The organism is Arthrobacter ipis (assembly GCF_014694315.1).
In the GTDB taxonomy this organism is placed as follows: Bacteria; Actinomycetota; Actinomycetes; order Actinomycetales; family Micrococcaceae; genus Arthrobacter; species Arthrobacter ipis.
Genome location: NZ_JAAOXD010000004.1, coordinates 582,381 through 608,691, shown reverse-complemented (window position 1 = coordinate 608,691; position 26,311 = coordinate 582,381). Strand labels below are relative to the sequence as shown.

27 protein-coding genes and 3 tRNA genes are annotated in these 26,311 nt (G+C 66.4%); 11 read left to right on the top strand and 19 right to left on the bottom strand.

Annotation, left to right across the window (positions count from 1 at the left end; genetic code table 11):
• Nucleotides 1-160 precede the first annotated feature (160 nt).
• The 3 genes from G9E11_RS14725 to G9E11_RS14715 all read left to right on the top strand — a co-directional run bounded on the left by G9E11_RS14725 (nucleotide 161) and on the right by G9E11_RS14715 (nucleotide 1,778).
• A complete protein-coding gene (locus G9E11_RS14725) occupies nucleotides 161-610 on the top strand; it encodes a hypothetical protein (protein WP_190606926.1) in 450 nt (149 codons plus the stop codon).
• Nucleotides 611-737: 127 nt separating this feature from the next.
• Nucleotides 738-1,142, top strand: coding sequence for a DUF4383 domain-containing protein (locus tag G9E11_RS14720; protein WP_190606923.1), 405 nt, complete (start codon nucleotides 738-740; stop codon nucleotides 1,140-1,142).
• 21 nt (nucleotides 1,143-1,163) lie between these two features.
• Entirely contained in the window at nucleotides 1,164-1,778 is a 615-nt protein-coding gene (locus tag G9E11_RS14715; protein ID WP_246468940.1) for a hypothetical protein, read from the top strand.
• 226 nt (nucleotides 1,779-2,004) lie between these two features.
• Here the strand turns inward: G9E11_RS14715 and G9E11_RS14710 are convergent, their stop codons facing one another.
• Both G9E11_RS14710 and G9E11_RS14705 read right to left on the bottom strand, forming a co-directional pair.
• The gene (locus G9E11_RS14710; protein ID WP_190606921.1) at nucleotides 2,005-3,621 is read right to left on the bottom strand and encodes a solute symporter family protein; all 1,617 of its coding nucleotides are present in this window, start codon (nucleotides 3,619-3,621) and stop codon (nucleotides 2,005-2,007) included.
• Entirely contained in the window at nucleotides 3,618-4,013 is a 396-nt protein-coding gene (locus G9E11_RS14705) for a DUF485 domain-containing protein (RefSeq protein ID WP_190606919.1), read from the bottom strand. The genes G9E11_RS14710 and G9E11_RS14705 overlap by 4 nt, the downstream gene beginning before the upstream one ends.
• A 163-nt stretch (nucleotides 4,014-4,176) precedes the next feature.
• Between G9E11_RS14705 and G9E11_RS14700 the strand changes: the two genes are divergently transcribed.
• The 4 genes from G9E11_RS14700 to G9E11_RS14685 all read left to right on the top strand — a co-directional run bounded on the left by G9E11_RS14700 (nucleotide 4,177) and on the right by G9E11_RS14685 (nucleotide 8,003).
• Nucleotides 4,177-5,373, top strand: a complete 1,197-nt coding sequence (locus G9E11_RS14700) for a sensor histidine kinase (protein ID WP_190606917.1) — start codon at nucleotides 4,177-4,179, stop codon at nucleotides 5,371-5,373.
• Nucleotides 5,374-5,435: 62 nt separating this feature from the next.
• Nucleotides 5,436-6,155, top strand: coding sequence for a LytR/AlgR family response regulator transcription factor (locus G9E11_RS14695; RefSeq protein WP_190606915.1), 720 nt, complete (start codon nucleotides 5,436-5,438; stop codon nucleotides 6,153-6,155).
• On the top strand, nucleotides 6,152-6,514 hold the full coding sequence (locus G9E11_RS14690; protein WP_190606913.1) for a DUF485 domain-containing protein: 363 nt from the start codon (nucleotides 6,152-6,154) through the stop codon (nucleotides 6,512-6,514). The genes G9E11_RS14695 and G9E11_RS14690 overlap by 4 nt, the downstream gene beginning before the upstream one ends.
• A gap of 22 nt (nucleotides 6,515-6,536) precedes the next feature.
• Complete coding sequence (locus G9E11_RS14685) at nucleotides 6,537-8,003, top strand: sodium/solute symporter (RefSeq protein WP_190606911.1); 1,467 nt, start codon at nucleotides 6,537-6,539, stop codon at nucleotides 8,001-8,003.
• A gap of 30 nt (nucleotides 8,004-8,033) precedes the next feature.
• Here G9E11_RS14685 and G9E11_RS14680 read toward each other — a convergent pair whose 3' ends face one another.
• From G9E11_RS14680 to rpsB, 6 genes are all read right to left on the bottom strand, one after another.
• Complete coding sequence (locus tag G9E11_RS14680) at nucleotides 8,034-8,621, bottom strand: DivIVA domain-containing protein (RefSeq protein WP_194718170.1); 588 nt, start codon at nucleotides 8,619-8,621, stop codon at nucleotides 8,034-8,036.
• 119 nt (nucleotides 8,622-8,740) lie between these two features.
• Nucleotides 8,741-9,664 carry a phosphatidate cytidylyltransferase gene (locus G9E11_RS14675; protein ID WP_190606909.1) on the bottom strand — a complete coding sequence of 308 codons (924 nt, stop codon included), beginning with the start codon at nucleotides 9,662-9,664 and terminating at the stop codon, nucleotides 8,741-8,743.
• Nucleotides 9,664-10,221 carry a ribosome recycling factor gene (frr, locus tag G9E11_RS14670; protein ID WP_190606907.1) on the bottom strand — a complete coding sequence of 186 codons (558 nt, stop codon included), beginning with the start codon at nucleotides 10,219-10,221 and terminating at the stop codon, nucleotides 9,664-9,666. The genes G9E11_RS14675 and frr overlap by 1 nt, the downstream gene beginning before the upstream one ends.
• Nucleotides 10,222-10,318: 97 nt before the next feature.
• On the bottom strand, nucleotides 10,319-11,056 hold the full coding sequence (gene pyrH, locus G9E11_RS14665) for a UMP kinase (protein ID WP_190606905.1): 738 nt from the start codon (nucleotides 11,054-11,056) through the stop codon (nucleotides 10,319-10,321).
• A gap of 125 nt (nucleotides 11,057-11,181) precedes the next feature.
• The gene (gene tsf, locus G9E11_RS14660) at nucleotides 11,182-12,018 is read right to left on the bottom strand and encodes a translation elongation factor Ts (RefSeq protein ID WP_190606903.1); all 837 of its coding nucleotides are present in this window, start codon (nucleotides 12,016-12,018) and stop codon (nucleotides 11,182-11,184) included.
• A gap of 126 nt (nucleotides 12,019-12,144) precedes the next feature.
• Nucleotides 12,145-13,014, bottom strand: coding sequence for a 30S ribosomal protein S2 (gene rpsB / locus G9E11_RS14655; protein WP_190606901.1), 870 nt, complete (start codon nucleotides 13,012-13,014; stop codon nucleotides 12,145-12,147).
• Between the two features lie 422 nt (nucleotides 13,015-13,436).
• Between rpsB and G9E11_RS14650 the strand changes: the two genes are divergently transcribed.
• Nucleotides 13,437-13,970: a M23 family metallopeptidase gene (locus G9E11_RS14650; RefSeq protein WP_190606900.1), complete on the top strand. Its 534-nt coding sequence runs from the start codon at nucleotides 13,437-13,439 to the stop codon at nucleotides 13,968-13,970.
• Between the two features lie 19 nt (nucleotides 13,971-13,989).
• On the opposite strand, the gene G9E11_RS14645 is transcribed toward G9E11_RS14650, so the two are convergent.
• From G9E11_RS14645 to G9E11_RS14620, 6 genes are all read right to left on the bottom strand, one after another.
• Entirely contained in the window at nucleotides 13,990-15,180 is a 1,191-nt protein-coding gene (locus tag G9E11_RS14645; RefSeq protein ID WP_190606899.1) for an acyl-CoA dehydrogenase family protein, read from the bottom strand.
• Between the two features lie 171 nt (nucleotides 15,181-15,351).
• Nucleotides 15,352-15,425, bottom strand: a tRNA-Ile gene (locus tag G9E11_RS14640).
• A gap of 144 nt (nucleotides 15,426-15,569) precedes the next feature.
• Nucleotides 15,570-16,766, bottom strand: a complete 1,197-nt coding sequence (locus G9E11_RS14635) for a glycosyltransferase (protein ID WP_190606897.1) — start codon at nucleotides 16,764-16,766, stop codon at nucleotides 15,570-15,572.
• Nucleotides 16,767-16,873: 107 nt separating this feature from the next.
• The gene (locus G9E11_RS14630; RefSeq protein ID WP_190606895.1) at nucleotides 16,874-17,782 is read right to left on the bottom strand and encodes a DMT family transporter; all 909 of its coding nucleotides are present in this window, start codon (nucleotides 17,780-17,782) and stop codon (nucleotides 16,874-16,876) included.
• Nucleotides 17,782-18,405, bottom strand: coding sequence for a CDP-alcohol phosphatidyltransferase family protein (locus tag G9E11_RS14625; protein WP_190606893.1), 624 nt, complete (start codon nucleotides 18,403-18,405; stop codon nucleotides 17,782-17,784). Before G9E11_RS14625 ends, G9E11_RS14630 begins: the two co-directional genes overlap by 1 nt.
• A gap of 56 nt (nucleotides 18,406-18,461) precedes the next feature.
• Nucleotides 18,462-19,343 (bottom strand): phage holin family protein, encoded by an 882-nt coding sequence (locus G9E11_RS14620; RefSeq protein ID WP_190606891.1) that lies wholly within the window; start codon nucleotides 19,341-19,343, stop codon nucleotides 18,462-18,464.
• Between the two features lie 177 nt (nucleotides 19,344-19,520).
• On the opposite strand from G9E11_RS14620, the gene G9E11_RS14615 reads away from it, so the two are divergent.
• The 3 genes from G9E11_RS14615 (at nucleotide 19,521) to G9E11_RS14605 (ending at nucleotide 21,459) form a co-directional block, all read left to right on the top strand.
• Nucleotides 19,521-20,741: a multidrug effflux MFS transporter gene (locus G9E11_RS14615; protein ID WP_190606889.1), complete on the top strand. Its 1,221-nt coding sequence runs from the start codon at nucleotides 19,521-19,523 to the stop codon at nucleotides 20,739-20,741.
• Nucleotides 20,742-20,774: 33 nt separating this feature from the next.
• A complete protein-coding gene (locus G9E11_RS14610; protein ID WP_102970802.1) occupies nucleotides 20,775-20,954 on the top strand; it encodes a hypothetical protein in 180 nt (59 codons plus the stop codon).
• 97 nt (nucleotides 20,955-21,051) lie between these two features.
• Nucleotides 21,052-21,459, top strand: coding sequence for a hypothetical protein (locus G9E11_RS14605; protein WP_076798221.1), 408 nt, complete (start codon nucleotides 21,052-21,054; stop codon nucleotides 21,457-21,459).
• A gap of 62 nt (nucleotides 21,460-21,521) precedes the next feature.
• On the opposite strand, the gene G9E11_RS14600 is transcribed toward G9E11_RS14605, so the two are convergent.
• The 5 genes from G9E11_RS14600 to dusB form a co-directional block, all read right to left on the bottom strand.
• Nucleotides 21,522-21,594: transfer RNA gene (locus G9E11_RS14600), tRNA-Asn, on the bottom strand.
• Nucleotides 21,595-21,719: 125 nt separating this feature from the next.
• Nucleotides 21,720-21,792 (bottom strand) — tRNA-Asn (locus G9E11_RS14595).
• 66 nt (nucleotides 21,793-21,858) lie between these two features.
• Complete coding sequence (gene dnaG / locus G9E11_RS14590; protein ID WP_190606886.1) at nucleotides 21,859-23,724, bottom strand: DNA primase; 1,866 nt, start codon at nucleotides 23,722-23,724, stop codon at nucleotides 21,859-21,861.
• A 73-nt stretch (nucleotides 23,725-23,797) separates the two neighbouring features.
• The gene (locus G9E11_RS14585; protein WP_190607107.1) at nucleotides 23,798-25,111 is read right to left on the bottom strand and encodes a deoxyguanosinetriphosphate triphosphohydrolase; all 1,314 of its coding nucleotides are present in this window, start codon (nucleotides 25,109-25,111) and stop codon (nucleotides 23,798-23,800) included.
• Complete coding sequence (gene dusB, locus G9E11_RS14580; RefSeq protein WP_190606884.1) at nucleotides 25,095-26,276, bottom strand: tRNA dihydrouridine synthase DusB; 1,182 nt, start codon at nucleotides 26,274-26,276, stop codon at nucleotides 25,095-25,097. Before dusB ends, G9E11_RS14585 begins: the two co-directional genes overlap by 17 nt.
• Between the last annotated feature and the right edge of the window lie 35 nt (nucleotides 26,277-26,311).

Below are 26,311 nucleotides of genomic sequence, written 5' to 3'. Positions count from 1 at the left end.
ACCCGGTCCGCAGCAGCCCGGCCCCTACCAACCCGGTCCGCAGCAGCCCGGCCCCTACCAACCCGGCCGACAGCAACCCGGCGCGCAGCAGCCCGGCCCCTACCAACCAGGCCGACAGCAACGACAGGGCCGGCGGGCCCTTCCGCCTTCCCCGTTCGGCTTGCCGGGCCTGCCCCCGGCCAAAAGCCGCAAGGGCCTCTGGATCGTGGTGGGCATCGTGGCAGGCGTGCTCCTGCTGGTGATCGTCGGGGTCCTGCTCCTGGTGAACCTGGTGGGCGGGTCCACGCGGCAGGCCGGGGACCTGGCGGACAACTTCACCAAGCTGGTTATCGCCGGCGACACGGACAAGGCCTACAACGACTACATGGACCCGAGCCTCAAGGAGCAGCTGAGCCGCGAGGAGTTTGCGTCAGGCGTCAAGAGCCTCCAGCTGGACCCGTCCTGCACCGCGGCCTACGACGACCTCAAAGTCAGCACGCAGAACGACAACAACATTGCGGATGTCGCGGGGCTCATCAAATGCCAGGGCAAGGACATCGAAATGGCGTACCGGTTCGCCGGCAAGGACGAACTGAAGCTGGTCACCATCAAGCTCCGGCCAAAGGCCTGACCCTCATCTGACCGCGCACCCATCCAAGCGCGTACCTGACCCGAATTGCTTCCGAGAGTCCCAGCCGGGGCTCCGCAAATCTGGCCAGGGCAACTGCCCCGGCCAGCAACCGGAAGGAATTTGGGCCATGCGCAACTCACCTAACCGTCTTATCGCCACTGTCTTCGGAGCCGTCTACCTGCTGGTGGGACTCGTCGGCTTCGCCGTGACGTCTGGAGTCGGCTTCTTCTCCACTGAGGGCTCCACCCTGGTCATCTTCGAGGTCAACCCCCTGCACAACGTGATCCACCTCGCGATCGGCGCCGCTCTCCTCTACGCCGGAGTCAAGGATGTCCAGATGGCGCGCACCATCAACACGGCGGTGGGTGCGGTGTACCTGCTCGTGGGCATCCTCGGCCTGTTCCTGCTCAGCTCGCCCCTGAACATCATTGCCCTCAACGGCGCGGACAATGTTCTCCACCTGGCGAGCGCGGTCCTGCTGCTCGGCGTCGGCCTGTCTCTGGACAAGGTCCCCGCCACGGCCCGCGCCTAGACGACCCCGCGCCAAAAAATGATGACCAGCCAGGCTATCGCGGCTGTTCCGGCAACGCAGGGAATGTCCCGTTCCGATGCTGTCAGGCTCTTCGTCGGCTTTGCCGGCCTCGGCGCCGCAGCGGTCAACCTCGCCGTCGCCTCCAGCCTGTTTGCTGCCGCCGGCACTGACTTTCCCGGCACTGACTTTCCCGGCAGGGCGGCCGGCGCGGCGGCCGCCCTGCTCTGGGGTGCAGCGCTGCTGGGATGGACGGTCGCCGGGCTGAGCAGGAACCGTTTCCCGATGCCGCGGGTCTCCGCTCTCCTGCTGCCCGCCGCAGCCGCCGCGCACGTGGCGGCCATTGTCCTGGCCGCAGGGAGCGGCATGGCCGGCCTGGGCATCAGCCACCTCGCCGGCCTGCTGCTGACCCTCATGATCCTCGCGGCCACGTCATGGCTCGGCCGCAGGTCCCCCAATCTTTCCGGCGGACCGGGCCAGAACACATCGGGCCGCCTGGGCGCGGGAACGCTCCTCGCCGCCGCGTTCGCCGGTGCAGTGCTGGTTGCCGCCATCACGACGCCGGGACTCGCCGCATCGACGGCGGGCCAGTTCGCTGTGCCGCACGGTGAACACACCGGGAGCCACCACTCGCCCTGAGTTGCAGGCCTATTACCCCCGACAGTGCCCAGCCCGAGGGCGGCAGGCACGACGGCGGCAGGCACGACGGCGGCAGGCACGACGGCGGCAGGCAAGACGGCGGCAGGCAAGACGGCGGCAGGCCAGGCAGGAGCCCCCGCGCGTACGCGGGGGCTCCTGCCTGTTGTCAGGCTTCACCGGGGCTCAGGTTTTACCCGGGGACGGAGTCTGAGCGAACGGGAAGCGGCTAGTGCTCCACGGCCCTCTCGGCGCCGACACCGGTCAGCGACCGGACTTCCATCTCCGCCTGCTTGCTACGGTCCTCCCGCCTCTTGTCCACGACCGTGCCGAGCCAGCCCAGCAGGAAGGCGAGCGGGATGGACACGATACCCGGGTTGCTCAGCGGAAAGACGGCGAAGTTGGCGCCCTTGATCATGGAGGTCGCGCCACCGGACACTACCGGTGACAGCGCGATCAGGATGATGGCCGATGCGAGCCCGCCGTACATGCTCCAGACCGCACCTTGTGTGGTGAACCGGCGCCAGAACAGGGAGTAGATGATGGTGGGCAGGTTGGCGGAGGCGGCCACGGCGAACGCCAGCGCCACCAGGAAGGCCACGTTCTGGCCGTTGGCAAAGATCCCGCCCAGGATCGCGAGGATGCCAATGACGATCACAGTGCGGCGCGCCACCTTAACTTCAGTGTCGGCGTCGGCCTTTCCCTTCGCGATGACGTTGGCATAAATGTCATGGGCGAACGAGGCGGCGGCAGTGATCGTGAGGCCGGCAACCACGGCGAGGATCGTGGCGAAGGCCACGGCCGAGATGAAGCCCAGCAGCAACGGGCCGCCCAGGTGGAAAGCCAACAGCGGCGCTGCCGAGTTGACGCCGCCGGGGGCGCCCTTGATGGTGTCCGCCCCCACCAGGGCAGCGGCGCCATAGCCGAGGACCAGCGTGAAGATATAGAACAGCCCGATCAGCCAAATGGACCATACGACCGACTTGCGGGCTTCCTTGGCCGTGGGCACGGTATAGAAGCGCATCAGCACGTGCGGCAGGGCGGCCGTACCCAGCACCAGGGCCAGGGCCAGGGACATGAAGTCCAGCTTGGACGTTTCTGTCTTGCCGTACTGCAGGCCGGGGTTGAGCACGGCAGGGTTGTTTGCCGCCTCGGCCGCGCCGCCCAGCAGGCTGGAGAGGTTGAACCCGTAGATGGCCAGGACCCAGAGTGTCATGACGGCGGCACCGGCGATGAGCAGGCAGGCCTTGATGATCTGGACCCAGGTGGTGCCCTTCATGCCGCCGATCAGGACATACATGATCATCAGGGCGCCGACGACGATGATCACCAGGGCCTGTCCGCCCCAGTCGCTGATGCCGAGCAGGAGAGAGATCAGGCTTCCGGCGCCCGCCATCTGGGCCAGGAGGTAAAAGAAGCAGACGGCCAGGGTGGAGATGGCGGCCGCGATGCGCACCGGGCGCTGCCGAAGGCGGAACGACAGGACGTCGGCCATGGTGTACTTGCCCGTGTTCCGGAGCAGCTCCGCCACCAGCAGGAGCGCCACCAGCCAGGCGACCAAGAAGCCGATGGAGTACATGAAGCCGTCGTAGCCGTTGATGGCGATGGCGCCGGTGATGCCCAGGAAGGAGGCCGCCGACAGGTAGTCACCGGCGATGGCGGTGCCGTTCTGCGAGCCGGTGAACGAACGCCCGGCGGCGTAGTAGTCGGCGGCTGTCTTGTTGTTCCGGCTGGCCCGGAGAACGATGACCATGGTGACGGCGACGAACAGGGCGAAGATGCCCATGTTCAGCAGCGTGGTGTCCTTGAGTGCGGCGACGTCAACCGCTGCGGGTATGGTGATCATTTTGCTTCACCGCTTATTGAGCTGCCCGGCGCGCTGATGCCGGACTTGTCATACTCGTGGCCCTCAATGCCGTGCCGGATGTCCGCGGCGATCGGGTCCAGGCGCCTGTTCGAGTAGCTGACGTACCAGCCGGTGATGGCGAAGGTGGTCACGAACTGCAGCAGTCCCATGATGATGCCGACGTTGATGTTGCCCCACACCTTGGTGGACATGAAGTCCACGGCGTAGGCGGCAAGGATGACGTACGCGAAATACCAGAGCAGAAACGCGATGGCCATGGGAAACACAAAGCTGCGGTGACGCTTGCGCAGTTCTTGGAACTGCTGCGTGGCCTGGACTTCCTCGAAGTCCGCGGACGCCGCCGCGGCCGGGGTTGGGGCATCATTACCCATCATTCCTCCTCGTTGAGACTGACTCCCACACGGCCGCACTGCACCAGCCAATGTGACTGTCATCACTGTGCGCCGCGGCGGGGCCGGTATTCCAGTGGTTGCGCTTTTCCGGTCGGCCAACGGCGTCGCTGTTGCGCCAAACGGCACGCGCTACGCTGGCAGCATGCCGGACTCCCCTCTCTATTCCGTGGCCGCCGTGGCCGTCATCGCGCTCGCGGTGGCCGTCGTCGTCGCCGTGGGACTCAAGGTGCTGCGCTCCTTCCGCGAGCTGGGCACCGACGCCGAGCGGGCCACCTACAACACCCTCCACGCCGCGTCGAAAGCCGGACGGCACCTGCGGACTGGTTTGAACCCGGCGGGTGCGGCCAAGGCAAGCCGCCAGCTGCGGGGCCTGCTTGGCTGTGACGCGCTGGCCATTCTGGATGTCTCCGGCGTACTGGCCTGGGACGGGACCGCCGAGGAGCTGCGTCCCGGTCTGATGGCGCTCGCCGCGGACGTGCTCTCGAGCGGCAGGACCCAGGTGTTCAACGCCGCCGACCTGCAGCTCCACTTCCCCAAGTCCGGATCCGTCGCCGCCGCCGTCGTGGCCCCTGTCCGGTCGGGCGCGCGCGTGGTGGGAGCCGTGGCGGCCTTCGCACCCCAGGCGGGCGCAGGGCTGGTGCGTGCCACCACCGAAGTGGCCGACTGGGTGGCCGCACAGGTGGAGCTGGCCGAGCTGGACGCCTCCAGGACGCTCCTGATGGAGGCGGAGGTGCGGGCCCTCCGCGCCCAGATCAGCCCGCACTTCATCTACAACTCGCTGAACGCCATCGCCTCCTTCATCAACACCGATCCGGCCCGCGCGCGCGAACTGGTGGTGGAGTTCGCGGATTTCACCCGGTACTCGTTCCGGCGGCACGGGGACTTCACCACGCTGGCCGAGGAGCTGCGGTGCATCGACAGGTACCTGCTGCTGGAGCGGGCACGGTTCGGCGAGCGGGTGCAGGTCAGCCTGCGGATCGCCCCGGAGGTGCTGAGCACAGTGATCCCGTTTTTGAGCCTGCAGCCGCTCGTGGAGAATGCGGTCCGGCACGGCCTGGAGGCGAAGGAGGGTCCGGGGCACATCACCATCTCCGCGAACGACTCGGGTGCGTTCGCGGAGGTCACCATCGAGGACGACGGCGTGGGCATGGATCCGGTGCAGCTGCAGTCAATGCTGGCCGGCCACGTGGACGGTGAGCACGTGGGCCTGCGGAACGTCGATGCCCGGCTCCGGCAGGTGTACGGCGACGACCACGGACTGGTGATCGAGACGGCCCCCGGCGAGGGCACGCTCATCACCATGCGGGTCCCCAAGTCCCAGCCGGACCATGATGCGTGAAATTGTTCGCGCCGGAGGTTTCCTAAGCCCGGAGCAGCGGGCCCGACAGATAATCTAGGACCATGATTAACGTTCTCGTCGCCGACGACGAACTGCCCGCAGTTGAGGAGCTTGCCTTCCTCCTGGGCCGTGACGACAGGATCGGCACCATCCTGCGCGCCTCCTCCGGCGCCGAGGCGCTGCGGGTCCTCGAAGCCGAGGCGGTGGACGCCGTCTTCCTGGACATCCACATGCCGGCGGTGTCAGGCCTGGACATCGCGCGCGCCATTTCCCGCAGCAGCCGCCCGCCCGCCGTCGTTTTCGTGACAGCCGACGAGGATTGCGCGCTGGAGGCATTCGAACTTGCGGCCGTGGACTATCTGCTGAAACCCGTCCGGGCCGAGCGGCTGGCCCGCTCCGTGGGCCGGATCAGTGAACTGATCCGCGACGGCGGTGCCACGCCGGAAATGATTACAGTGGACCAGGGCGGCACCACCAGGATGATCCGGCGCGACGACGTCACGTACGTCCAGGCGCAGGGTGACTACGCCCGGCTCCACACCGCCGATGCCAGCTACCTGATCCGGGTTCCCCTCGCTGACCTGGAACAGCAGTGGTCGGACGCGGGCTTCATCCGCACCCACCGCTCTTATCTGGTAGCCCTCGCCCACGTCTCCCACCTCAAGCTCGCCGCGGTCCGCCCCAGCGTCTCCGTCGAGGACGCCGAACTGCCGATCAGCCGGCGGCACCTGCCGGCCGTCCGCGAGAAGCTTGAGGCAACCAGGATCCGGCCGCAGGCATGACGCGCGTCAGGGTCACGGCGCCCCGTTCGGCGTCCCGCTTTTCGGCCGACTCCTCGGCCGAGCCGCGCGAGTCCGCCGAGGAGTCGGCCGTCGGCCAGGTGTTCGTCCGCTCGCTGATCCGCTCCCAGCTTCGGCTTGCCCTGGTAGTGGCTGGCGGCTTCCTGCTGATCCTCGGCGCCTTTCCGCTGCTGCTTGCCGCCATACCGGGCCTGGCCCAGACACGGATTGCCGGGATCCCGTTCGACTGGCTCCTGCTGGGCGCCGGGATCTACCCCGTGACCGGGATCAGCGCCTGGCTGTACATCCGCAGTGCGGCGCGGAACGAAGCCCGTTACCGCGACCTCGCAGGGGGAAAGTAATGCTCCGGAAGGTGATGCTCCGGTGAGTCCGGCAGTGGGCATCGCGGCGGTGGCCGCCGTTTCCGTGGCGACGGCGGTGATCGGCTTCTACGGACTGCGGATCTCCCGCACCACCGGGGACTTCTATGTCGCCTCCCGCACCGTGCCGCCCTGGTGGAACGCGTCGGCGATTGGCGGAGAGTATCTTTCCGCCGCGAGTTTCCTGGGCGTGGCCGGCCTGATCCTGCTGTCCGGCACGGATGCCCTGTGGTACCCCGTGGGCTACACCGCCGGTTACCTGATGCTTCTGCTGTTCGTGGCCGCGCCGCTCCGGCGTTCCGGTGCCTACACCATCCCCGATTTCACCGAGGCCAGGCTCGATTCGCGGGCCGTGCGCCGCGTCACCAGCCTTGCTGTGGTCGTGGTGGGCTGGCTCTACATCGTCCCGCAGCTGCACGGCGCTGCCCTGACCATCCGGACCACCACTGGCCTGCCGTCCTGGGCCGGTTCAACCGCCGTCGTGGTGGTGGTGTGCCTCACCGTGGTGGCCGGCGGCATGCGCTCCATCACCTTCGTCCAGGCCTTCCAGTTCTGGCTGAAGCTTACGGCACTGGCCGTGCCCCTCATCTTCATTTTGCTGGTGCTGGCGGAGGATGGCGCTCCCGCACTGCCGGCAGTGGCCACGAACCCGGGCGGGGCGAATCCGGCCAGCCCCTACCAGAGCATCTCACTGCTCGTCGCCCTGCTGTTCGGAACGCTGGGACTGCCGCACGTCCTGGTCCGCTTCTACACCAATCCCGACGGCCAATCGGCGCGCCGGACCACGCTGATCGTGCTGGGCCTGCTGTCTGTGTTCTATCTGTTTCCGACGGCGTACGGACTGGCCGGGCGTCTGTTCGCCCCGGACCTGGCACGAGCGGGGCAGGCAGATGCCCTGGTGCTGCTGCTTCCGGGCCGTCTCGTCGGGGGCCCGGCCGGCGAGCTGCTGTCCGCGCTCGTCGTCGCGGGGGCCTTCGCCGCGTTCCTGTCCACAACGTCGGGGCTGGTCGTCTCGCTGGCCGGCGTGATCAGCCAGGACGTGCTGGGCGGCAGTGTGCGCGGCTTCCGGGTAGCGGCCCTGGTCTCGATCACCGTTCCGCTGGGCCTGGCGCTTATGACGGACTCGCTGGCCCTCGCCGGGAGCGTGGGCCTGGTCTTCGCCTTTACGGCGTCCACCATCTGCCCGGTCCTGTTGCTCGGCATCTGGTGGCGCGGCCTGACCGACGCCGGTGCCATCGCCGGGATGGTGACCGGCGGCCTGCTGTGCGGCGGCGCCATGGTGGCGGGGACAGTGCTCGGCGTAGCGGGAACGCCGCCGTGGCTGGCGCAGCCCGCTGCATGGACCGTGCCGGCAGCCTTCACCGTGATGGTCCTGACGTCGCGTGCCACCAGTTCCCGGATGCCGCGGACCATCACCAGGGTAATGACCAGGCTGCACACGCCAGAGCGGCCGCTGGTTACGGAACGCTGAGCGGCCAGCCGACACTGATGGGCCGGGCCGTCAGTCGATGGCGGCCATCAACTCGACCACACGGTCAAGGAAGGCGTCCACCTGGGTCTCCTCGTAGCCGTCCTTGCCGGCGGCAGGCCGGAAAACGGCCCGGCGCACGTTGTCGACGCTGAGGGGCTTGTCCTGTTCCAGGTAGCCGATCAGATCCTGGCACAGGGCGTCCACGTCTTTGGTGTTGTAGCTGCGTGCGTTTTTCTTGACCGGGCGGCGGAACCTCTCGCCGTCGGGCCGGTGAAGGCGGCCGCGGAGCGTCCCGGAAAGCTGCCCGATCTGCCGGAGCCAGGCGTCCTCGCCTCGTTCGGCGATGAGGTCGTCCCGCTCCCGGCGGGCGAAGGCGTCTTCGAGACGGTCCAGGGCGGCGTCAACGGCGGTGGCGGAATATCCGCCCTTGATGGGGTCGAAGGACACGGACCGGACGTCGGCGCTCTTGAGGGGGTGGGCGGCCGCTTCGGGCGTCTCCAGTGATACGCGGGCCTGCTGCAGGAACTGGTCCACCTGCTTGGCGTTGTAACCGTACTCCGTCCGCGCCACGCGTTCGAACGACGCCGGAATCTGCCGCTTGCTGTCCACTCTCACCATGTTTCCTTCGATACTTCTTCGGCGGGTCGTAACCGCATTATTCTAGGGCGTTGCGGAGGGCCGGGCGCCGGAGGCACCTGCCGGGACGCCCTGCTGGGAAAAGCAGGTCCGGGGAAAACTCAGGCCCCGGAGAACAGGACGAACAGCATGAAGGCCACCGGCGAGGCGAACACGATCGAGTCGAGCCGGTCCATCACCCCGCCGTGTCCTGGCAGAATGCTGCTCATGTCCTTGACGCCGAGCTCGCGTTTGACCATCGATTCGGCGAGGTCGCCGGCGGTGGCGGCCGCAACCATGCCGATGGCCAGCACAACCCCCACCCACCAGGGCTTGTTCAGCAGGAAGATGCTGGCCAGGATCCCGACGAGCATGGCGCCCGCGATGGATCCGGCAAAACCCTCCCAGGACTTTTTCGGGCTGATCTTTGGCGCCATCGGGTGTTTGCCCAGCCGAGCGCCTACGAGGTACCCGAACGTGTCGTTGGAAACCACCAGGAGCAGCAGGATGACGATCTGCCAGGCGCCCTCCGGCACTGTTCCGCCGGGCCATGGGCCCACCGGGGAGGCGCCGCCTTCGACGTGCAGCGGCAGCGCGGCGAAACTGATCAGGAAGGGCACCCAGGCGAGGGTGAACACTCCGGCGTAAATGCTGCGGGCCGAACCGGTTGCGCTTTCCACGGACCGCCAGAGCAGCGCTGCCACACTGCTGGCGAGCATCGCGAACAGCAGGCTTTCCAGCCCGCCGAAGTAGGCCGAGAACGGCATGGCCACCGTGCCCACCATGACGGGCACGATGGGCAGGCGTGTGCCGTTGGCTTCGAGCGCGCGGAAGACCTCCCACACGCCGAAGGCGGCGAAGGCGGTAACCACGGCGACAAAGCCGAGCGGCAGGAAGAGCAGCCCGCCGAGCACCGCCAGGAGCATGGCCAGGCCCACGGCGATGGCCGCCGGAAGGTTTCGCCCTGCCCCGGGGGTGGGGTTGGGCCTAGGCTGGCGGGTCCGGGTTCGGGCCCGCGCACCGGGGGCCTGCTGTGCCTGGCCCATCAGACCTCGAGCAGCTCAGCTTCCTTGCGCTTGAGGAGCTCGTCGATTCCCTCGACGTGCTGCTTGGTGATCACGTCGAGTTCCTTTTCGCCGCGGGTGCCCTCGTCCTCGCCGGCTTCCCCATCCTTGACAAGGCGGTCCAGGGTTTCCTTGGCCTTGCGGCGGATGTTGCGGATGGACACCTTGGCGTCCTCACCCTTGGACTTGACGATCTTGACGTATTCCTTGCGGCGTTCCTTCGTCAGCTCCGGGATGGTGATGCGGATGACGTTGCCGTCGTTGGACGGGTTGGCGCCGACCTCGGAGTCGCTCAGTGCCCGTTCGATGTCGCGCAGTGCGGTCTTGTCGTAGGGGGTGATGAGGATGGTGCGGGCATCGGGAACCGCGAAGGATGCCAGCTGCTGCAGCGGCGTGGGGGTGCCGTAGTAATCCACCATGACCTTGTTGTACAGGCCGGGGGTGGCGCGGCCGGTGCGGATCGAGGCGAAGTCTTCCTTGGCTACCTCAACAGCCTTGTCCATCTTGTCCCCGGCTTCGAGCAAGGTTTCTTCGATCACGGTCTCTCCTCAGAAATCGGTTCCCGGCAAACCGGGCATTTCACAATCCTGGTCCCGCCCCGTGGGCGGAACCGTCCTAGAAATATCCTAGCTGTAACTAGGGCGTGACCAGCGTTCCCAGCTTCTCACCGCGGATGGCGCGAGTGACGTTGCCTTCGCCTTCCATGCCGAACACCACCATGGAGAGCTTGTTGTCCTTGCACATGGTCATGGCGGTCTGATCCATGACGCGGATGTCGCGACGGAGTGCGTCGTCGTAGCTCAGCTTTTCCAGCTTCTCAGCGCTCGGGTCCTTCTTCGGGTCGGCGGTATACACGCCGTCCACGCCGCTCTTGGCCATGAGCACCACGTCCGCGTGCACCTCGAGTGCACGCTGGGCGGCCACGGTGTCCGTGGAGAAGTACGGCAGGCCTGCGCCCGCACCAAAGATGACCACGCGGTTCTTCTCCATGTGGCGGATGGCGCGGCGCGGAATGTAGGCCTCGGCCACCTGTCCCATGGTGATGGCGCTCTGGACCCGGGTTTCAACACCGGCCTGCTCCAGGAAGTCCTGCAGGGCGAGGCAGTTCATGACGGTTCCCAGCATGCCCATGTAGTCGGCACGCGAACGGTCCATCCCGCTCTGGGACAGCTCGGCACCGCGGAAGAAGTTGCCGCCGCCAACCACGATCGCCACCTCGACGTCGGGAACGGCGGCAGCGATCTGCTTGGCCACTGCGCGAACGGTGTCCGGGTCGACGCCCAGCTTGCCGCCGCCGAAGACTTCACCGGACAGCTTCAGGAGAACCCGGCGCCTGCTCTTCTCTGACTGGACGGGAGTATTGACGGCTTCCATGGTGCCTTCCGGTTGGTGAACTCTGAGCTAGGTTATCGCGCATCCGGCCAGCGCTCATATTTCTTATGTGGCCGGTGCATGCAAAAGGGGCGGCCACCGAAGTGGCCACCCCCTTGCTTGTCAGACTAGGAGCCGACGCGGAAACGCGTGAACGCGGTTCCCTTGACGCCGGCCTCTTCGAGGACCTGCGCCACAGACTTCTTGGCGTCCTTGGCGAAGGCCTGGTCAACCAGGACCTCACCCTTGTAGAAGCCGGTAACGCGGCCTTCGACGATCTTGGTCATCGCAGCTTCGGGCTTGCCCTCGGCCTTTGCGGTTTCCTCGGCGATGCGGCGCTCGGACTCGACGAGCTCGGCCGGAACGTCCTCACGGGAGAGGTAGTTCGGAGCCATGGCTGCAACGTGAACGGCAACATCGTGTGCGGCGGTGGCAGCTGCTTCGCCTTCGCCGTCAACAGCGAACAGGACGCCGACCTGGGCCGGGAGGTCCTTGGACGTCTTGTGCAGGTAAGCGTCGACCGTAGCGCCCTCGATGCGGGAGATGCGGCGGACAACGACCTTTTCGCCGAGGATAGCGCCCTCTTCGACGACAACCTCGGACAGCGGCTTGCCGTCAACATCGGTGGCGAGGAGGGTCTCGAGGTCGGCAGCGCCGGACTCGACGGCGATGGCCAGCACCTTGTCAGCCAGCTGGATGAACTTGTCAGCCTTGGCAACGAAGTCGGTCTCGCAGTTGACCTCGATCATTACGCCGACGCCGCCCTCGACCTTGGCAGCAACCAGGCCCTCGGCCGTGGAGCGGCCTTCGCGCTTGGTGGCACCCTTGAGGCCCTTGATGCGGATGATCTCGATCGCCTTCTCGGCGTCGCCGTTGGCTTCGTCGAGAGCCTTCTTGACATCCATCATGCCGGCGCCGGTGCGCTCGCGCAGAGCCTTGATATCAGCGGCAGTGTAGTTCGCCATGTGAACCCCTCTGTCTAGAAAATTTTCGTGTGTACGGACCGACAGGACGGCAGCTCACCTGGTGAGCGGCCATCCTGTCAGTTGCCCGGACGCTGCTGACAGCGCCCGGAAATCCCGATGAAGTTATTACTTCGCGGTGTCGGTGCCCTCGGCAGCAGCCGGGGCTTCCTCTGCGGCCGGAGCATCTTCTGCGGCGGGAGCAGCCTCGGCAGCCGGAGCTTCCTCGGTCTTGCTGCCTTCGAGGAGCTCGCGCTCCCACTCAGCCAGCGGCTCTTCCGGGGTCTCGGTGGTGCCGGTTGCGCGCTGGTTGCGGGCGATGAGGCCCTCAGCAACGGCGTCAGCAACAACGCGGGTCAGGAGGTTCACCGAGCGGATGGCGTCGTCGTTACCCGGGATCGGGAAGTCGACTTCGTCCGGATCGCAGTTGGTGTCCAGGATGGCAACAACCGGGATGTTGAGCTTCTTGGCCTCGTCAACAGCCAGGTGCTCCTTCTTGGTGTCGACAACCCACAGCACGGACGGTGCCTTGGTCAGGTTGCGGATACCGCCGAGGTTGGACTCAAGCTTGGTGAGCTCGCGGCGGAGAAGCAGCAGTTCCTTCTTGGTGTACGCGGAGCCGGCGACGTCGTCGAAGTCGATCTCTTCGAGTTCCTTCATGCGCTGGATACGCTTGGCAACAGTCTGGAAGTTGGTGAGCATACCGCCGAGCCAACGCTGGTTGACGTACGGCTGGCCAACGCGGGTGGCCTGCTCGGCGATGGCTTCCTGAGCCTGCTTCTTGGTGCCGACGAACAGCACGGTGCCGCCGTGGGCAACGGTGGCCTTGACGAACTCGTAGGCGCGGTCGATGTAGGACAGCGACTGCTGGAGGTCAATGATGTAGATGCCGTTGCGCTCGGTGAAGATGAAGCGCTTCATCTTCGGGTTCCAACGGCGGGTCTGGTGTCCAAAGTGGACGCCGCTGTCAAGCAGCTGGCGCATGGTTACGACGGGCATGCCGACGCTCCTTCCGGCAGGTCATTCATGAGAGCGGCCGCGGCCGCTCTTACCCTGCCAATAGTTGACGGTTATTTAGCCTTACCCGGGCGGGCACAGGCTCCTGGCATCCATTGCGCCCCTCATCAGGACCGTTGCCGGGCCTGACCGCAAGAGGCACAATCCTCCGCAGCAGCAAGCAACTGCTTACCGGTGGTGGAGGGCTGGATACGCGTAGTCAGCTGCTGCTCCCCCGCACTCCTGAATGGGGCGTGCTGACGCTAGCCACGAAATGGAATGCGTTGAGGGCACAGCAAACTGCTCCACCAAGTGTACTACAGCGGACTGCAGCAAATGCACCGGTCCTGCCGCGCCGGGCGGCGTTTTCCACATAGGCCGGAGGCCCCGTTCCGGCCAGCGGATCGGGCGCCCATGCTGGGGACATGAGAGCCCACGCAATGGCAGCGCTGCTCCTGCTCACGACGGCGGCCGCCCCACCTTCCGTCGCACCCGCGCCTTCTGCTTTACCACCGGTTTCACCCGCTCGGGCCACTGCGCCGGCCCCGGCGGGCTGGAGTTGGCCACTTGCACCACGGCCGGCGGTCCTGCGCCCGTTCGACCCTCCGGACAAGCCGTGGCTGAGCGGGCACCGGGGTGTTGACCTTGGATCAGCATCCGACGGCGGTCCGGTCACCGCCCCGGAGTCCGGCACCGTCAGCTTTGTGGGCGTGGTGGTGGACCGGCCCGTCCTCACCATTGATCACGGCAATGGCCTGCGCAGCAGCTTCGAACCGGTGCGGAGCACGCTCAAAAAGGGCGCTTCCGTGGCCAAGGGCGCCGTGGTGGGCACCCTGCTGGCCGGCCACTGCGGCTCTTCACCTTGCGTGCACTGGGGCGTCCGCCGCGGAGAAGAGTACCTCAATCCGCTGTCCTTCATTCTGGACCTGCGGCCCTCGGTGCTGCTGCCGCTGAACTGACCTGCCAGTCGGTCGCGGACTAGACGATCGCGGAGACGCCGGTGATGGCCCGGCCAGCCACCAGCGTGTTGACTTCGTGGGTGCCCTCGTAGGAGTAGATCGCCTCGGCGTCCGCGAAGATCTTTGCCATCTCGAAGTCCGTCACAATGCCGTTTCCGCCGAGCAGGCTGCGGCCGATTGCCACGCTTTCCCGCATCCGTGCGGTGGTGAAGGCCTTGGCGAGGGCTGACTGCTCATCCTTGGCCTGGCCGGCATCCTCGAGCTGGGCCAGCCGCACCATCATGCCCATGGAGCTGACCGTGTTCCCCAGGATCTGGACCAGCTGGCTCTGCACCAGCTGGAAGGAAGCCAGCGGGCGCCCGAATTGGTGCCGCTCCACGGCGTAGCGCCGGGCCACGTCGAAGGCGGCCAGCTGCTGGCCCACCGCCTGCCAGGCCACAGCGAGGCGGGTGACCTTCAGGACCTTGTTGGTATCGCGGAAGCTGTTGGCGTTGGCCAGCTTGAAGAAGTCCGGCACCACCACGTTGTCGAGGGTGATGTCCGCGTTCTGCACGGTCCGCAGCGAGATCTTGTTCTCAATCTTCGTTGCAGTGAACCCCGGAAGCGCCGTGTCCACAAGGAAAGCCTTGACCTGGTTGTCGGCCACGTCGCGCGCGTAGACCACCACCCAGTCGGAAAATGTTGCGTTGCCGATCCAGCGCTTGGCGCCGTTGAGGATCCAGTGGTCGCCGTCCCGCCTTGCGGTGGTGCGGGTGCCACCGGCGACGTCGGAACCACCTAGGGGCTCCGTCAGCCCGAAGGCCCCGATCTTGCGTAGCGAGTAGATGTCCGGCAGCCAGGCATCCTGCTGCTCCCGGGAAGCCAGGGCTTCGATGGAGCCGGTGAAAAGCCCGTCGTGCACCCCCATGAAGGTGGCGATGGACGTGTCCGCGCGGGTAACCTCCGCATGCACAATGCCGGCAAACAGATTGGAATAGCCCTGGCGCCGCACGGGGCTGACGAGGTCGAGCTCGGCCAGCCTGGGAATCAGGTCCATGGGAAATTCGCCGCGGTTCCAGCAGTCCACAGCTATCGGCTTCACTTCCCGGGCCAGGAAAGAGCGGACCTCAGCCAGCCTGTCCCGCTCCTTGGAAGTCAGCAGCTGCTCGAAGGAGAAGAAGTCGCCATCGGCATAGGGCAGGTTGTTGATGTCTGATTCAGTGGCGGACATGGCACTCCTTCGGCGTGACCGGCGGCCGCGGCGTAGGAAGGCCGTTGCCAGCAGGGCTTGTTACTGATGAGTAACATATCGCACCAGAGCCCGGAAGGGAAAGCGCCCCGGACCAACCGGGAAAAGAAGAAGAGCCCCGATCCGCGATGACGCAGATCAGGGCTCTAAAGGTAGGGCTACTCGGACTTGAACCGAGGACCTTAGGATTATGAGTCCCGCGCTCTAACCAGCTGAGCTATAGCCCCGTGCACCCGTCCCGTTTTACCGGGTGGTGCGCCCGGCCAGCGCCAGCCCGGGAAGGGTCCGTCGTCGGCGGGGCAGATTCACTCTAGCAAACCGGAGAAGCGCCTCCGACCACTTCAGACACTCCCGCCCCGGACGAACAAGACCTAAACGACCTTGTCCTCGTAGTTCGCCCCGTAGTACAGATCCTCAAACGTCTGCAGCGTCCCCTCGATGCTGTGCGGTTCCACCATGCAGCGGCTGGCGTCGCCCATGGCTTTCCGCTCCTCGGCCGGCAGGCGGAGAATCCGGGTGATTTTCGCTGCGAGGTCCGCGCTGTCATTCGGCGTGAACAGGTAACCGTTTTCGCCGTCGCGCACCAGGTGCGGAAGTGCCATGGCGTCCGCCAGCAGGACGGGCGTTGATGCCGACATGGCCTCCAGCGTGACCAGCGACTGCAGTTCCGCGGTACCGGGCATGCAGAACAAGTCGGCCCGGATGTAGGCCTCACGGAGTTCGTCATCGCTGGCCAGGCCCAGGAACTTCACCCGGTTCTGCAGTCCGAGCTGTTCCACCAGGGCCTCAAGCGAGGGGCGCACCTCGCCGCCGCCGACGATTTCAAGATGGACATTCAGGTCCGCTGGGGTGGCGGCGACCGCCTTGATCAGCACGTCAACGTGCTTCTCCTCCGCCAGGCGGCCCGCGAACAGCACCGTCGGGTGTTCGTGCGGCTCAATGACTTCGTCAGGCTTGGGCTCATACGCCGCGGAGTCGATGCCGTTGGACAGCGGCAGCACTTTGCGCAGGAAGGCATGCTGGTGCATCGCCTTCGCGGCGAGCGGCGTGGGCGTCGTTACGACGTCCGCCTTGCCCATGACCTTCCCCATGTCCTTCCAGGAGATCTTCCCGATGATGTCCTTGAACCACTGCGGGAACGGCAGGAACGGGTTGAGGTTCTCCGGCATGAAGTGGTTGGTGGCGACGATGCGGATGCCGCGCTTCACTGCCTCATACAGGACATGCTCGCCGATCATGTAGTGGCTTTGGATGTGCACTACGTCCGGCTGGACCTTGTCGAACAGGAGGCTGATTTCCTTCTTGATCTCCCACGGGAAACAGACCCTGAAGTATTCGTGCGTGAAGACGCTGTGCGAGCGGAGGCGGTGGACAGTGGCCTCGGCGCGGAACTCCGTAAAGCTCTTGCCCTTGTCCTGGCGGCAGGCCAACACGTGGACATCGTGTCCGCGAGCCGTCATGCCTTTGGCCAGCCGGTAGCCGAACTGGGCGGCTCCGTTAACGTGTGGCGGGTACGTGTCGGCCGCGATAAGGATGGTCAGTGGACGCTGGGCGTCGGGCATGGTCACGTAGAAAGCTCCTGGTGGTCATGGTGGTCGGCTGCGGCTGACCACACCGGCCGGTGCCGGCACGTGATGCACCGGCACATTCTTGCCTGGTCCGCAGTGAAAACCGGCTAGTGGGACGCCCTGCCCGTGGCCTTCCGAACGTCCTTCTTCCGTTTGGTGACCTCGGGATGGTGTCTTGAAAGGGCAATTACTCCCACGATAGCAAGGGTTGCGGCCGTACCCATGGCAATAGCCAAGACGGCGTGGACATCGGGGCGCAGTTCGCCAAGGATCGTGATGCCGATCGCGATGCCCACAATGGGGTCGATGACGGTGAGTCCGGCTATCACCAGATCCGGCGGACCGGTGGAGTACGCGCTCTGGACGAACCAGGACCCGAGTCCCCCGGCCGCTGCGATGGCAACTACCGAATACCACGGCACGTTCAGCAGGAACTGGCCGTTCGGGTCCAGCAGGTGTTTGCCTATGATCCGGGTCAGCACGGCCACGAAACCGAACAGGATGCCGGCGCCCAGGATGTAAATGAACGCGCTCATGCGGTGCTTGAACATTGCGGCGAGGCTCCCGAAGATGCCCACCGCCAGGGAAAGCAGCAGTACGATCGTCAGTTCGTCCTCGGGCGTGACGTGGTGGCTTTCCTGCGTGACGTTGACGGCCAGCAGGACGAACAGCGCCGATCCCGTCACGCACGCGGTGATTGCTACTACCGTGGCGCGGTTGATGCTCAGCCCCTGGTCCTTGGCGTTGACCACAGTGGTGACCACCAGGGCGATGGCGCCGATGGGCTGCACCACGGTGAGGGGTGCTGTGACCAAGGCTACGGAGTTCATGGCCATGCCCATGCAGAGCAGGAGGAGGCCGAAGACCCACCGGGGGTTCCGCAGGAGGCGGAGGAAACCGTTGGAGCTCAGCGCAAGACCGCCGGTGTCCGCCTTCACAGCACTGCCCTGGCGCTGGGCACCAAAGGCGAGGCAAAAGGCGCCCAAGACCGCGAGCAAAACCGCAACCCAGACCATCAGCCGTTCCCGCCGTCGTCGGCCGTCTGCATTTTCCCTTTGCGCCGGATCGCCCAGAAATAGTTGTAGGCGGCAATCCAGTGGCCGACGAGCCCCAGCGCCAGAACGACCCATGCCGCCACGAACCATGCTCCGGCATACGGAATGGACAGTTTGGACAGCACCAGGAGCGGGGTTCCCAGCAGCAGCAGGCCGGTGCGGGCCTTGCCCACCAGGCTGACCGGCAGGTCCGGGTGCCCGCGGAAGTAGAACAGTGACAAGCCCAGCAGGACAGCATCGGGTACCACCAGCGCCGCAAGGTACCACCACTGCACGACGCCGGCGATCACCAGGGTGACCGCAACGGCTATCAGGGCGAGCCGGTCGGCGATGGGGTCCAGGACGCGCCCGAGTTTGGAGGTCTGGTTGAACCGCCGGGCGATGTAGCCATCCACCCAGTCGGTGCTGCCCATGATGGCCAGCACCAGCACGGCAAGTCCGTATTCCTTCTGGGCCAGCACAAGCCAGACGAAGATCGGCACGCCCATGAAGCGCAGTACCGTAACGAGGTTGGGGACGGTATAGATCAGATCGCGATCGACATGCGGCCGGCCGGGACGGGAACCAGCACCGATGAATCTCATCAGGCCTCCCTCTCCACGGCCGGCGGGCCTATCACAGTCTTCGTTCAGGGCAAGGCTCAGCTCTTGAAGAGTTTCCGCAGCAGGGCGAGCAGGACCGCGGTGGAGGCTGCGAGGGCAAGCAGCGGCTTCCAGCGTGCCTCCAGCTGGCCGGGCAGCGAGGCCTCCGAAGCGCCGGAGCGGGCCGACGTCGACAGGGCGGCGAAGCGTTCGGCGGCACGTCCACGGATCTCCTGGAACTTCTCGTTGCCCTCCGCGGCGCGGTGCTTCGCGACGCCGAGCAGTGCCTGGGCCTGGGGTTTCACATCCAGTTCCTCGCCAAGCTCGTCCCGCACACCTGTCAGGTGTTCACGGCGCTGCTTCAGCCGGCGGCGGAGTTCAGGCTCGGTGGCCACGGGAACATCCACGGCCTCGGCGGACTTCTTGGCTTCCTTGTCAGCCTTGGCCCTGGCCTTGTCCGCGGCCTTGGCTTCCGCCGCGGCCTTCGCCTGGGGCGAGTTGGGATCAAGCACAGCGGCGTCGAAGTCCGAGCCCTCTTTGGCGATGCCCAGGTCGTGCTTGAGGCCGCGGACGGTGTCCTCCGGAATCAGCGGCATGGCCTGCTTGAACTTCCGGAGGCCGATGAGCCCGCCAATCAGCGCAATAAGCAGGAAGACCGCGCTGACGAGCAGGGCCGCAAGCCAGGCCGGCATGATGGTGGCCAGGCCCATGATGGCTGCCACGATCAGACCGGTTACCAGCAGGGCCAGGAAGACGGCGGCCACGCCGAAGAACGCACCGGCGACGCCAAGCTGCTTGCCTTTGCGCTTCGCTTCGATCTTGGCAAGCGCGATCTCATCATTGAGCTGGCGCGGCGCAAGCTTGAGGGCCAGTTTCACTGTCTTTGGCAGCGCAGTGATACGCAGTCCTTGGTTGGTCCGCCCGATGTGACGCCCGCTCATAGGTTCCGCCTTACTGGTCCGTCGTCGATTTTTCGCTGTTTCGGGGGGTTTCCGGTGCGTCCGCGCTCCCCCGCTGACAAAACTATCATTCAGGGTCAGCCTGAACTTCTGGAATTAGCCCCGGCGAGCCCTCCAACGCTGTAAAAGTCTGATCTGTCAGCCCTAGGATGGTTCTCTGTGACCACCACCAACCCGGGCGATGCGCTCAGCCGCCGGCAGAAATTCCTGTACATCCTTCTACTCGGCGCGCTCACCGCCCTGGGGCCGTTCACCGTGGACCTCTACCTGCCCGCCTTCCCCGCCCTGGAAGCGAGCCTCAACGTCTCGGAAGCAGCCGTCCAGCTGACCTTGACCGGCACCACTGTCGGCTTTGCCCTGGGGCAGCTGGTGGTGGGACCTTTCAGCGACAAGTTCGGGCGCAGACTCCCGCTGATCCTGGCCACGGCCCTGCACATCGCTGCCTCACTCGGCGCGGCGCTCTCCACCGACATCGCGACCCTTGGCGTGTTCCGCGTCCTCATGGGCATCGGCGCCGCCGGCGGCGGCGTGGTGGCGATGGCCATGGTCCGCGACCTGTTCAGCGGCTACGCCATGGTCCGGATGTTCTCCCGGATGGCGCTGGTCAACGGGCTCGCCCCCATCCTGGCGCCCGTCATTGGATCCCAGCTGCTCCTCGTCATGCCGTGGCCGGGCATCTTCGTGTTCCTGGCCTGCTACGGCACCGCGGTGATCCTTGCCGCCATCGTGCTTGTCCGGGAGACACTGCCGCGGGAGAAACGGGGTCTATCCGGCCTGACGGCCCGGCAGCGGTACGGTGTCCTCTTCTCCGACCGGATCTTCGTGGGGCTGCTGATGCTGGGCGGGATGAACTTCGGTGGACTGTTCACCTACCTCTCGGCCTCCCCTTTCCTGTTCCAGGACGTCTTCGGGTTCTCCCCCCAGCAGTACGGCCTCCTCTTCGGCGTCAACTCGCTGGGCATCGTCGCCGGGGTGCAGACAAGTTCCCGGTTGATAAAGCGGGTCCCGCCGCAGTGGATCCTGGCCTGCTCCACGGCCTGGATGTTCCTGATGGCCGTGCTGATCGTCGTGTTCGACCAGCTGGGGTTCGGGCTCTGGGGCGTCATGGTTCCGCTGTGGTTCTACATCCTGGGCACCGGGTTCACCTTCCCCTGCGTGCAGGTCCTGGCACTGGCCAGCCACGGCGCGCAGGCCGGCACGGCCGCGTCCCTGCTCGGGGCGTCCACCTTCATGATGGCCGGCATCATCTCCCCCGTCGTCGGATGGCTGGGCGGTAATTCCGCCACGCCCATGGGCGCCGTCCAGGCCTGTTGCATCTTCCTCGCAGCAGCCGCCCTGTGGCTTGTGGTCCGGCCCCGGACGGTGCCTTCCATCCACTAAGTTCCCCTGATGCACGCCGGGTAGGCTGGCACCATGACCCGCAAACCCCACCGCAACGGCCGAGGGCTGTTCCTCGGCGCCATCCTCGGCGCCGTGGCCGGCTTCTTCGCGGGCAGGATGATGGGCAACGCGGCGCTGGGCATCCTGGTGGGCGCCGTCGTCGGTTCTGCCCTGCTGTACCGCGTCAATCCAGGACCGTGGAACCGGCCCTGACCCGCCCCTTCCCCAAAGCCGCGCCGTACGTCCGGACCGGGGGCGATCGACGTCAGACCATCTGTTCGCTGGGGTAGCTGCGCGATAAAGTTGTTACGTGCCCCACTGGCAGGATCATCCCCCGCTTCCGGCCACGTGGCAGCGGTGCGACTCCGGCATTCTGCCGTTGTGGTGGGACCGGCTGTGCACCCAGACCAGTGCGCAGTCGGCAGCGCTCTATGCGGCGGGACTTTTCACCGAGGACCGGCGCCGGCCCATAGCCCAGTGGTTCAATCCGGCTTTCAATGCCGCCCTGCTGGTGGCACCCGAAACGTCTCCCGAATGGCCGGTCCAGCGGTTCGGCATCTTCTATGCCCCGCCCGACGGCGGCTTCACGCGCGTGCACTCCTCGCCCCACGAGTGGCACCCCCGGGAGCCGCGGAAGTCCCCCACAGAGCGGGAAGCGTTTGAAGCCGCCATAGCCGAGGCAGAGCGCTTCCTCCAGGTGGAGATGGATTTCGTCTGACGCCGCACTGACGACACAAAAAAGTCCCGCGGCCGGCTCTGGGCCAACCGCGGGACTGTGCGCTCCTCCTGCTGGACTTGAACCAGCAACCCTTCGATTAACAGTCGAATGCTCTGCCAATTGAGCTAAGGAGGAATGAAGCAGGTATGACATTAGCAAACGTTCTGCCGCAATGTGAAATCGGCGCCAACACTGGGCACTAATACCCCTCCCGGGTATAAAAAAGTCCCCGTTCCGGAACCCGGAACGGGGACTGCGCGCTCCTCCTGCTGGACTTGAACCAGCAACCCTTCGATTAACAGTCGAATGCTCTGCCAATTGAGCTAAGGAGGAATGAAGCGGGTACTAGCCTAGCAAACACCCTGCCCGGAAACGAAATCGGCGTCTTTTGCTCTCCACCTAGGCATCGGAGCGGAGCGACCGGCGCTCCATTTCGAGCATCATGAGTTCGCGGTTCAGCTGCTGGAACTCCTCGGGGTGGGCAGTGGAATCGAGCCGCTGCAACTGCCCCAGCTTGTCCGCCTTAACGCGGGTGATCTGCAGCTCGGACAGCCTGGCGAGGATGTCCCGGCAGTACTTCTGCACCGCTTCGGCTGTATTAGCCGGCAGCGGCACCACGGCGAGCTCAGAAACCAGCGGCTGCAGCGGCTCGGGAACCTCCTGGCGCAACGCTTCCACCCACTGCACGGCGTCGCCGGAGAAGCCCGGAGCCGTGGCTCGGATGGCGTCGTGGATGGCCTGGTAGGCGGGCGTGGCGAACCTGGCGCTCGCGAACCGCTCCCAGGCCGCACCACCCAGCATCGCCGGTTCCTGCAGTGCCACCTCAAGGGCCTGCCGCTCCATGGACGCCACCGGGTCCCGGGGGTCGGGACGGTGGAAGGATGGAAGGACGCCCGACGGCGGAAGCGCCGCTACGCCGGGAGCTTCCGGATCGCTGCCCCGTTTCGCGGCGGCACCCACAGCCCTGGAGACGTCCTCAATGGGCATTCCCAGCCACCCGGCCAGTTCCCGGGCATAGCCAGGCCGGAGCCCGGCGTCGCGGATCTGCGCCACCACGGGGGCGGACTCACGCAGCGCGGCGACCCGCCCCTCCACGGTGTCCAGGTTGTGCTTCCGCAGGGTGGCGCGGATGGCGAATTCGAAAAGCGGCCGCCGGGACGCGATCAGGTCGCGGACGGCGGCGTCACCCCTCGTCTGGCGCAGGTCGCAGGGGTCGGCCCCGGTGGGTTCGACGGCCACATAGGTCTGGGCGACGAAGCGCTGGTCCTCTTCAAAGGCCCGGAGGGCCGCCTTCTGGCCGGCCGCGTCGCCGTCGAAGGTGAAGATGACCTCTCCCCCGGTGCCGTCGTCGGACAGCAGGCGGCGGGCAACCTTGATGTGGTCGGCGGCGAACGCCGTACCGCAGGTGGCCACCGCCGTCGGGATTCCCGCCAGGTGGCAGGCCATGACGTCGGTGTAGCCCTCCACCACCACCAGCTGCCGGTCCTTGGCGATGTTCCGCTTGGCAAGGTCGATCCCGTACAGCACCTGGGACTTCTTGTAGAGCGTGGTTTCCGGGGTGTTGAGGTACTTGGGGCCCTGGTCGTCCTCGTAGAGCTTGCGGGCGCCGAAACCGATGGTGTCGCCGGCGATGTCCCGGATGGGCCAGATCAGGCGGCCCCGGAAGCGGTCGTAGATGCCCCTGTTGCCTTCGGAGAACATCCCGGTGAGCTTCAGCTCCGGATCGGTGAAGCCCCGGCCGCGCAGGTGCTTGAGCAGCGCGTCCCATCCCTGGGGTGCGTAGCCGACGCCGAAGTGGTCGGCTGCGGCCCGGTCGAAGCCGCGCTGCTGCAGGAACTTCCGGCCCTCGGCGGCACCGGCTGTCAGCAGCTGGGCGCGGAAGAACTCGTCGGCGATCTTGTGGGCGTCGAGGAGCCGCTGGCGCTTGCCGACTTCCTCGCGGCTGGGACCGGTGCCGCCGTCCTCGTAGCGGAGCTCGTACCCGATCCGCGCGGCCAGCTTCTCCACGGCCTCGTGGAAGGAGGTGTGGTCCAGCTTCTGCACGAAGGAGATGACGTCGCCGTCCTCGCCGCAGCCGAAGCAGTGGTAGCGGCCCACCTGCGGGCGGACGGTGAACGACGGCGAGCGCTCGTCGTGGAAAGGGCACAGGCCCTTGTAGGAGCCGAGGCCGGCGCCCTTGAGTGTGACGTAGCCGTCGACGACTTCCTTGATGTCCGTGCGCTGGCGGACTTCATCGATGTCTTCCCGTTTAATCAGCCCAGCCACGAAGCAATCCTAGTCTCTGGGGCACTGCCACGGGCAGCGCTCATGGAGCGTATGTGGACTGGTGCGTCCAATCTCACCACAGGGACGGCAGGCTGCCGACGAGCCGTTCGTACATGGCCAGCGCCGAGCCGTCCGTCAGGGATGCGACCTGGTCGATGACCACCCGGAGCCGGGCGCCGTCGTCGGCAGCTTCGCGCCAGTCGGCGGCGAACATGGGCTCAAGGTGCCGGTCACCGGAGGCGTTCAGCGCCGTCACCAGGGCGTGGAGCACCTCGCGCTGGCGCTCGTAGATGGGCTGCCGGTGGTCCGTGGTCATCACGAACGTGGTGGCCAGGCCCTTCATCACCGCGATCTCCAGGACGGTCTCGTCCGGAACCATGAGTTCGGCGTTATAGCGGGTCAGGTTCGCCGGGCCGTAGACGGCGCGGGTGGTTTCCAGCGCGCTCTGGCAGAACCGGCCGATGAGCTGGCTGGTCATGTCCTTCAGCGCCGCCATGGACTTGCGGCTGCCGTCCGCCTCGCGCACCCAGACGTCGGTGGCTTCCAGCCGTGCCAGGGCGGCGTCGATGGCGGCGGGGTCGTTGTGCGGCAGGTACCACTGCTTGGCGTACCCCACCACGCGCGCCCGGTGGTCCGGGTTGTCCATCCACCGCAGCTGGAAGTGCCCGGCCACGATCGCGTCCTCAACGTCGTGCACGGAGTACGAGATGTCGTCCGCGAGGTCCATGACCTGCGCTTCGAGGCAGGACCGCCGTTCGGGGGCGCCTTCCCGGATCCAGTTGAAGATGGGCAGGTCGTCCTCATACGCGCCGAACTTGCTGGTGCGCTGGCCGTGGATCACGGGGGCGTCCAGGGCGGACCACGGGTACTTCGCGGCCGCGTCAAGGCTGGCCCGTGTGAGGTTCAGGCCGGCCGGCCTGCCCTCCGGGTCGAGGACCTTCGGCTCCAGCCGGGTGAGCAGCCGCAGGGTCTGGGCGTTGCCCTCAAACCCGCCGATCGCGTGGGCCATCTCATTGAGGGCCGATTCACCGTTGTGCCCGAAGGGGGGATGGCCGAGGTCATGGCTGAGGCAGGCGGTGTCCACCACATCGGGATCGCAGCCGAGGGCGCGGCCCAGTTCCCGGCCCACCTGCGCCACCTCGAGGCTGTGCGTCAGCCGGGTGCGGACAAAGTCGTCGGTGTCCGGGGCCACCACCTGCGTCTTGGCGCCGAGCCTGCGCAGCGCCGAGGAGTGCAGCACTCGGGCACGGTCGCGCTCGAAGTCGGAGCGGTACGTGCTTTTGGGCGGTTCCTCCACCCAGCGGGCGGTGTCGCGGGCTTCGTAGCCCGGCAGCGCCTGCGGGGTGGTGCGGGCTTCCGCCAGCCGGCTTTCAGCCACCGGACACATCCAGTTCTGCCGCGGCGATGTCACGCGACTGGTCCTCGTTCAGCTGGCGGCTCAGCAGCCAGTCCTTGGGCAGGGCCGGTTTTTTGGGTGAACCGGCGCGCCCGCGGGGCCCCTCCGAGTCGACGCCGGGATACGGCAGGTCCATGTCCAGCTGGTCGAGCAGTTCGCGGAGCACTTCGAGGGTGGGCACGGTGGCCAGTTTCGTCCTCAGGTCGCTGCCCACCACGTAGCCCTTGAAGTACCAGGCCATGTGCTTGCGGATCTCCCGCAGCGCCTTGTATTCGTCATTTCCGAAGGTTTCGACCATGAGCTCGGCGTGCCGGTATACGCCCTCGGCCACCTCGCGCAGGCCGGGACGGTGCCGCTGGTCGCTGCCTTCGAACGCCGCCTGCAGGTCGCCGAACAGCCAGGGCCGGCCCTGGCAGCCGCGGCCGATGACGACGCCGTCGACTCCGGTTTCGCGGACCATCCGGACGGCGTCCTCGGCGGACCAGATGTCGCCGTTGCCCAGCACCGGAATATCCGGAAGGGCCTCGCGCAGGCGGGCGATGGCGGACCAGTCAGCCTGGCCCGAGTAGAACTGAGCCGCCGTGCGGCCGTGCAGGGCGACGGCGGCAACACCGGAATCGCGCGCGATCCGGCCGGCGTCGAGGTACGTCAGGTGGTCATCGTCGATGCCCTTGCGCATCTTGATGGTCAGCGGGATGCCGCCCTTGGAGGCTTCCCGGACGGCGGTCTGCACGATGGAGGTGAAGAGGTCGATCTTCCACGGCAGGGCCGATCCGCCGCCGCGCCGGGTGACCTTGGGCACGGGGCAGCCGAAGTTGAGGTCGATGTGGTCCGCCCGGTCCTCCTCCACCAGCATGCGGACGGCCGCACCCACGGTGACGGGGTCCACGCCGTAGAGCTGGACGGACCGGACTTTCTCGTCGTCGTCGTGCGAGATGATGCGCAGCGATTCCGGCGTCCGCTCCACAAGGGCTCGGGAGGTGACCATCTCGGCCACGTACAGCCCGCCGCCGTATTCACGGCAGAGCCTGCGGAAGGCGGTGTTGGTGATTCCGGCCATGGGGGCGAGCACCACCGGGGTGTCCACGGTGATGGGGCCGAGTTTCAGCGGCGGAAGTTCCAGCCGGGGGGCGGGAGGCGTTGCTACAACAGTCACCCGTCCATTGTCTCAAAGGCGGGCAAATCGGGCAG

Excerpts from the sequence above, each read along its gene's own strand:
- G9E11_RS14620 (WP_190606891.1), bottom strand. The coding sequence starts at position 19,343 with ATGAGCGGGCGTCACATCGGGCGGACCAACCAAGGACTGCGTATCACT.
- G9E11_RS14720 (WP_190606923.1), top strand. The coding sequence starts at position 738 with ATGCGCAACTCACCTAACCGTCTTATCGCCACTGTCTTCGGAGCCGTC.
- G9E11_RS14710 (WP_190606921.1), bottom strand. The coding sequence starts at position 3,621 with ATGATCACCATACCCGCAGCGGTTGACGTCGCCGCACTCAAGGACACC.
- G9E11_RS14645 (WP_190606899.1), bottom strand. The coding sequence starts at position 15,180 with ATGTCCGCCACTGAATCAGACATCAACAACCTGCCCTATGCCGATGGC.
- G9E11_RS14680 (WP_194718170.1), bottom strand. The coding sequence starts at position 8,621 with ATGGTGAGAGTGGACAGCAAGCGGCAGATTCCGGCGTCGTTCGAACGC.
- tsf (WP_190606903.1), bottom strand. The coding sequence starts at position 12,018 with ATGGCGAACTACACTGCCGCTGATATCAAGGCTCTGCGCGAGCGCACC.
- G9E11_RS14625 (WP_190606893.1), bottom strand. The coding sequence starts at position 18,405 with ATGAGATTCATCGGTGCTGGTTCCCGTCCCGGCCGGCCGCATGTCGAT.
- G9E11_RS14610 (WP_102970802.1), top strand. The coding sequence starts at position 20,775 with ATGACCCGCAAACCCCACCGCAACGGCCGAGGGCTGTTCCTCGGCGCC.
- G9E11_RS14690 (WP_190606913.1), top strand. The coding sequence starts at position 6,152 with ATGACGCGCGTCAGGGTCACGGCGCCCCGTTCGGCGTCCCGCTTTTCG.
- rpsB (WP_190606901.1), bottom strand. The coding sequence starts at position 13,014 with ATGCCCGTCGTAACCATGCGCCAGCTGCTTGACAGCGGCGTCCACTTT.
- G9E11_RS14695 (WP_190606915.1), top strand. The coding sequence starts at position 5,436 with ATGATTAACGTTCTCGTCGCCGACGACGAACTGCCCGCAGTTGAGGAG.
- G9E11_RS14705 (WP_190606919.1), bottom strand. The coding sequence starts at position 4,013 with ATGGGTAATGATGCCCCAACCCCGGCCGCGGCGGCGTCCGCGGACTTC.
- pyrH (WP_190606905.1), bottom strand. The coding sequence starts at position 11,056 with ATGGAAGCCGTCAATACTCCCGTCCAGTCAGAGAAGAGCAGGCGCCGG.
- G9E11_RS14650 (WP_190606900.1), top strand. The coding sequence starts at position 13,437 with ATGAGAGCCCACGCAATGGCAGCGCTGCTCCTGCTCACGACGGCGGCC.
- G9E11_RS14700 (WP_190606917.1), top strand. The coding sequence starts at position 4,177 with ATGCCGGACTCCCCTCTCTATTCCGTGGCCGCCGTGGCCGTCATCGCG.
- G9E11_RS14630 (WP_190606895.1), bottom strand. The coding sequence starts at position 17,782 with ATGGTCTGGGTTGCGGTTTTGCTCGCGGTCTTGGGCGCCTTTTGCCTC.
- G9E11_RS14715 (WP_246468940.1), top strand. The coding sequence starts at position 1,164 with ATGACCAGCCAGGCTATCGCGGCTGTTCCGGCAACGCAGGGAATGTCC.
- G9E11_RS14675 (WP_190606909.1), bottom strand. The coding sequence starts at position 9,664 with ATGGGCCAGGCACAGCAGGCCCCCGGTGCGCGGGCCCGAACCCGGACC.
- G9E11_RS14585 (WP_190607107.1), bottom strand. The coding sequence starts at position 25,111 with ATGTGTCCGGTGGCTGAAAGCCGGCTGGCGGAAGCCCGCACCACCCCG.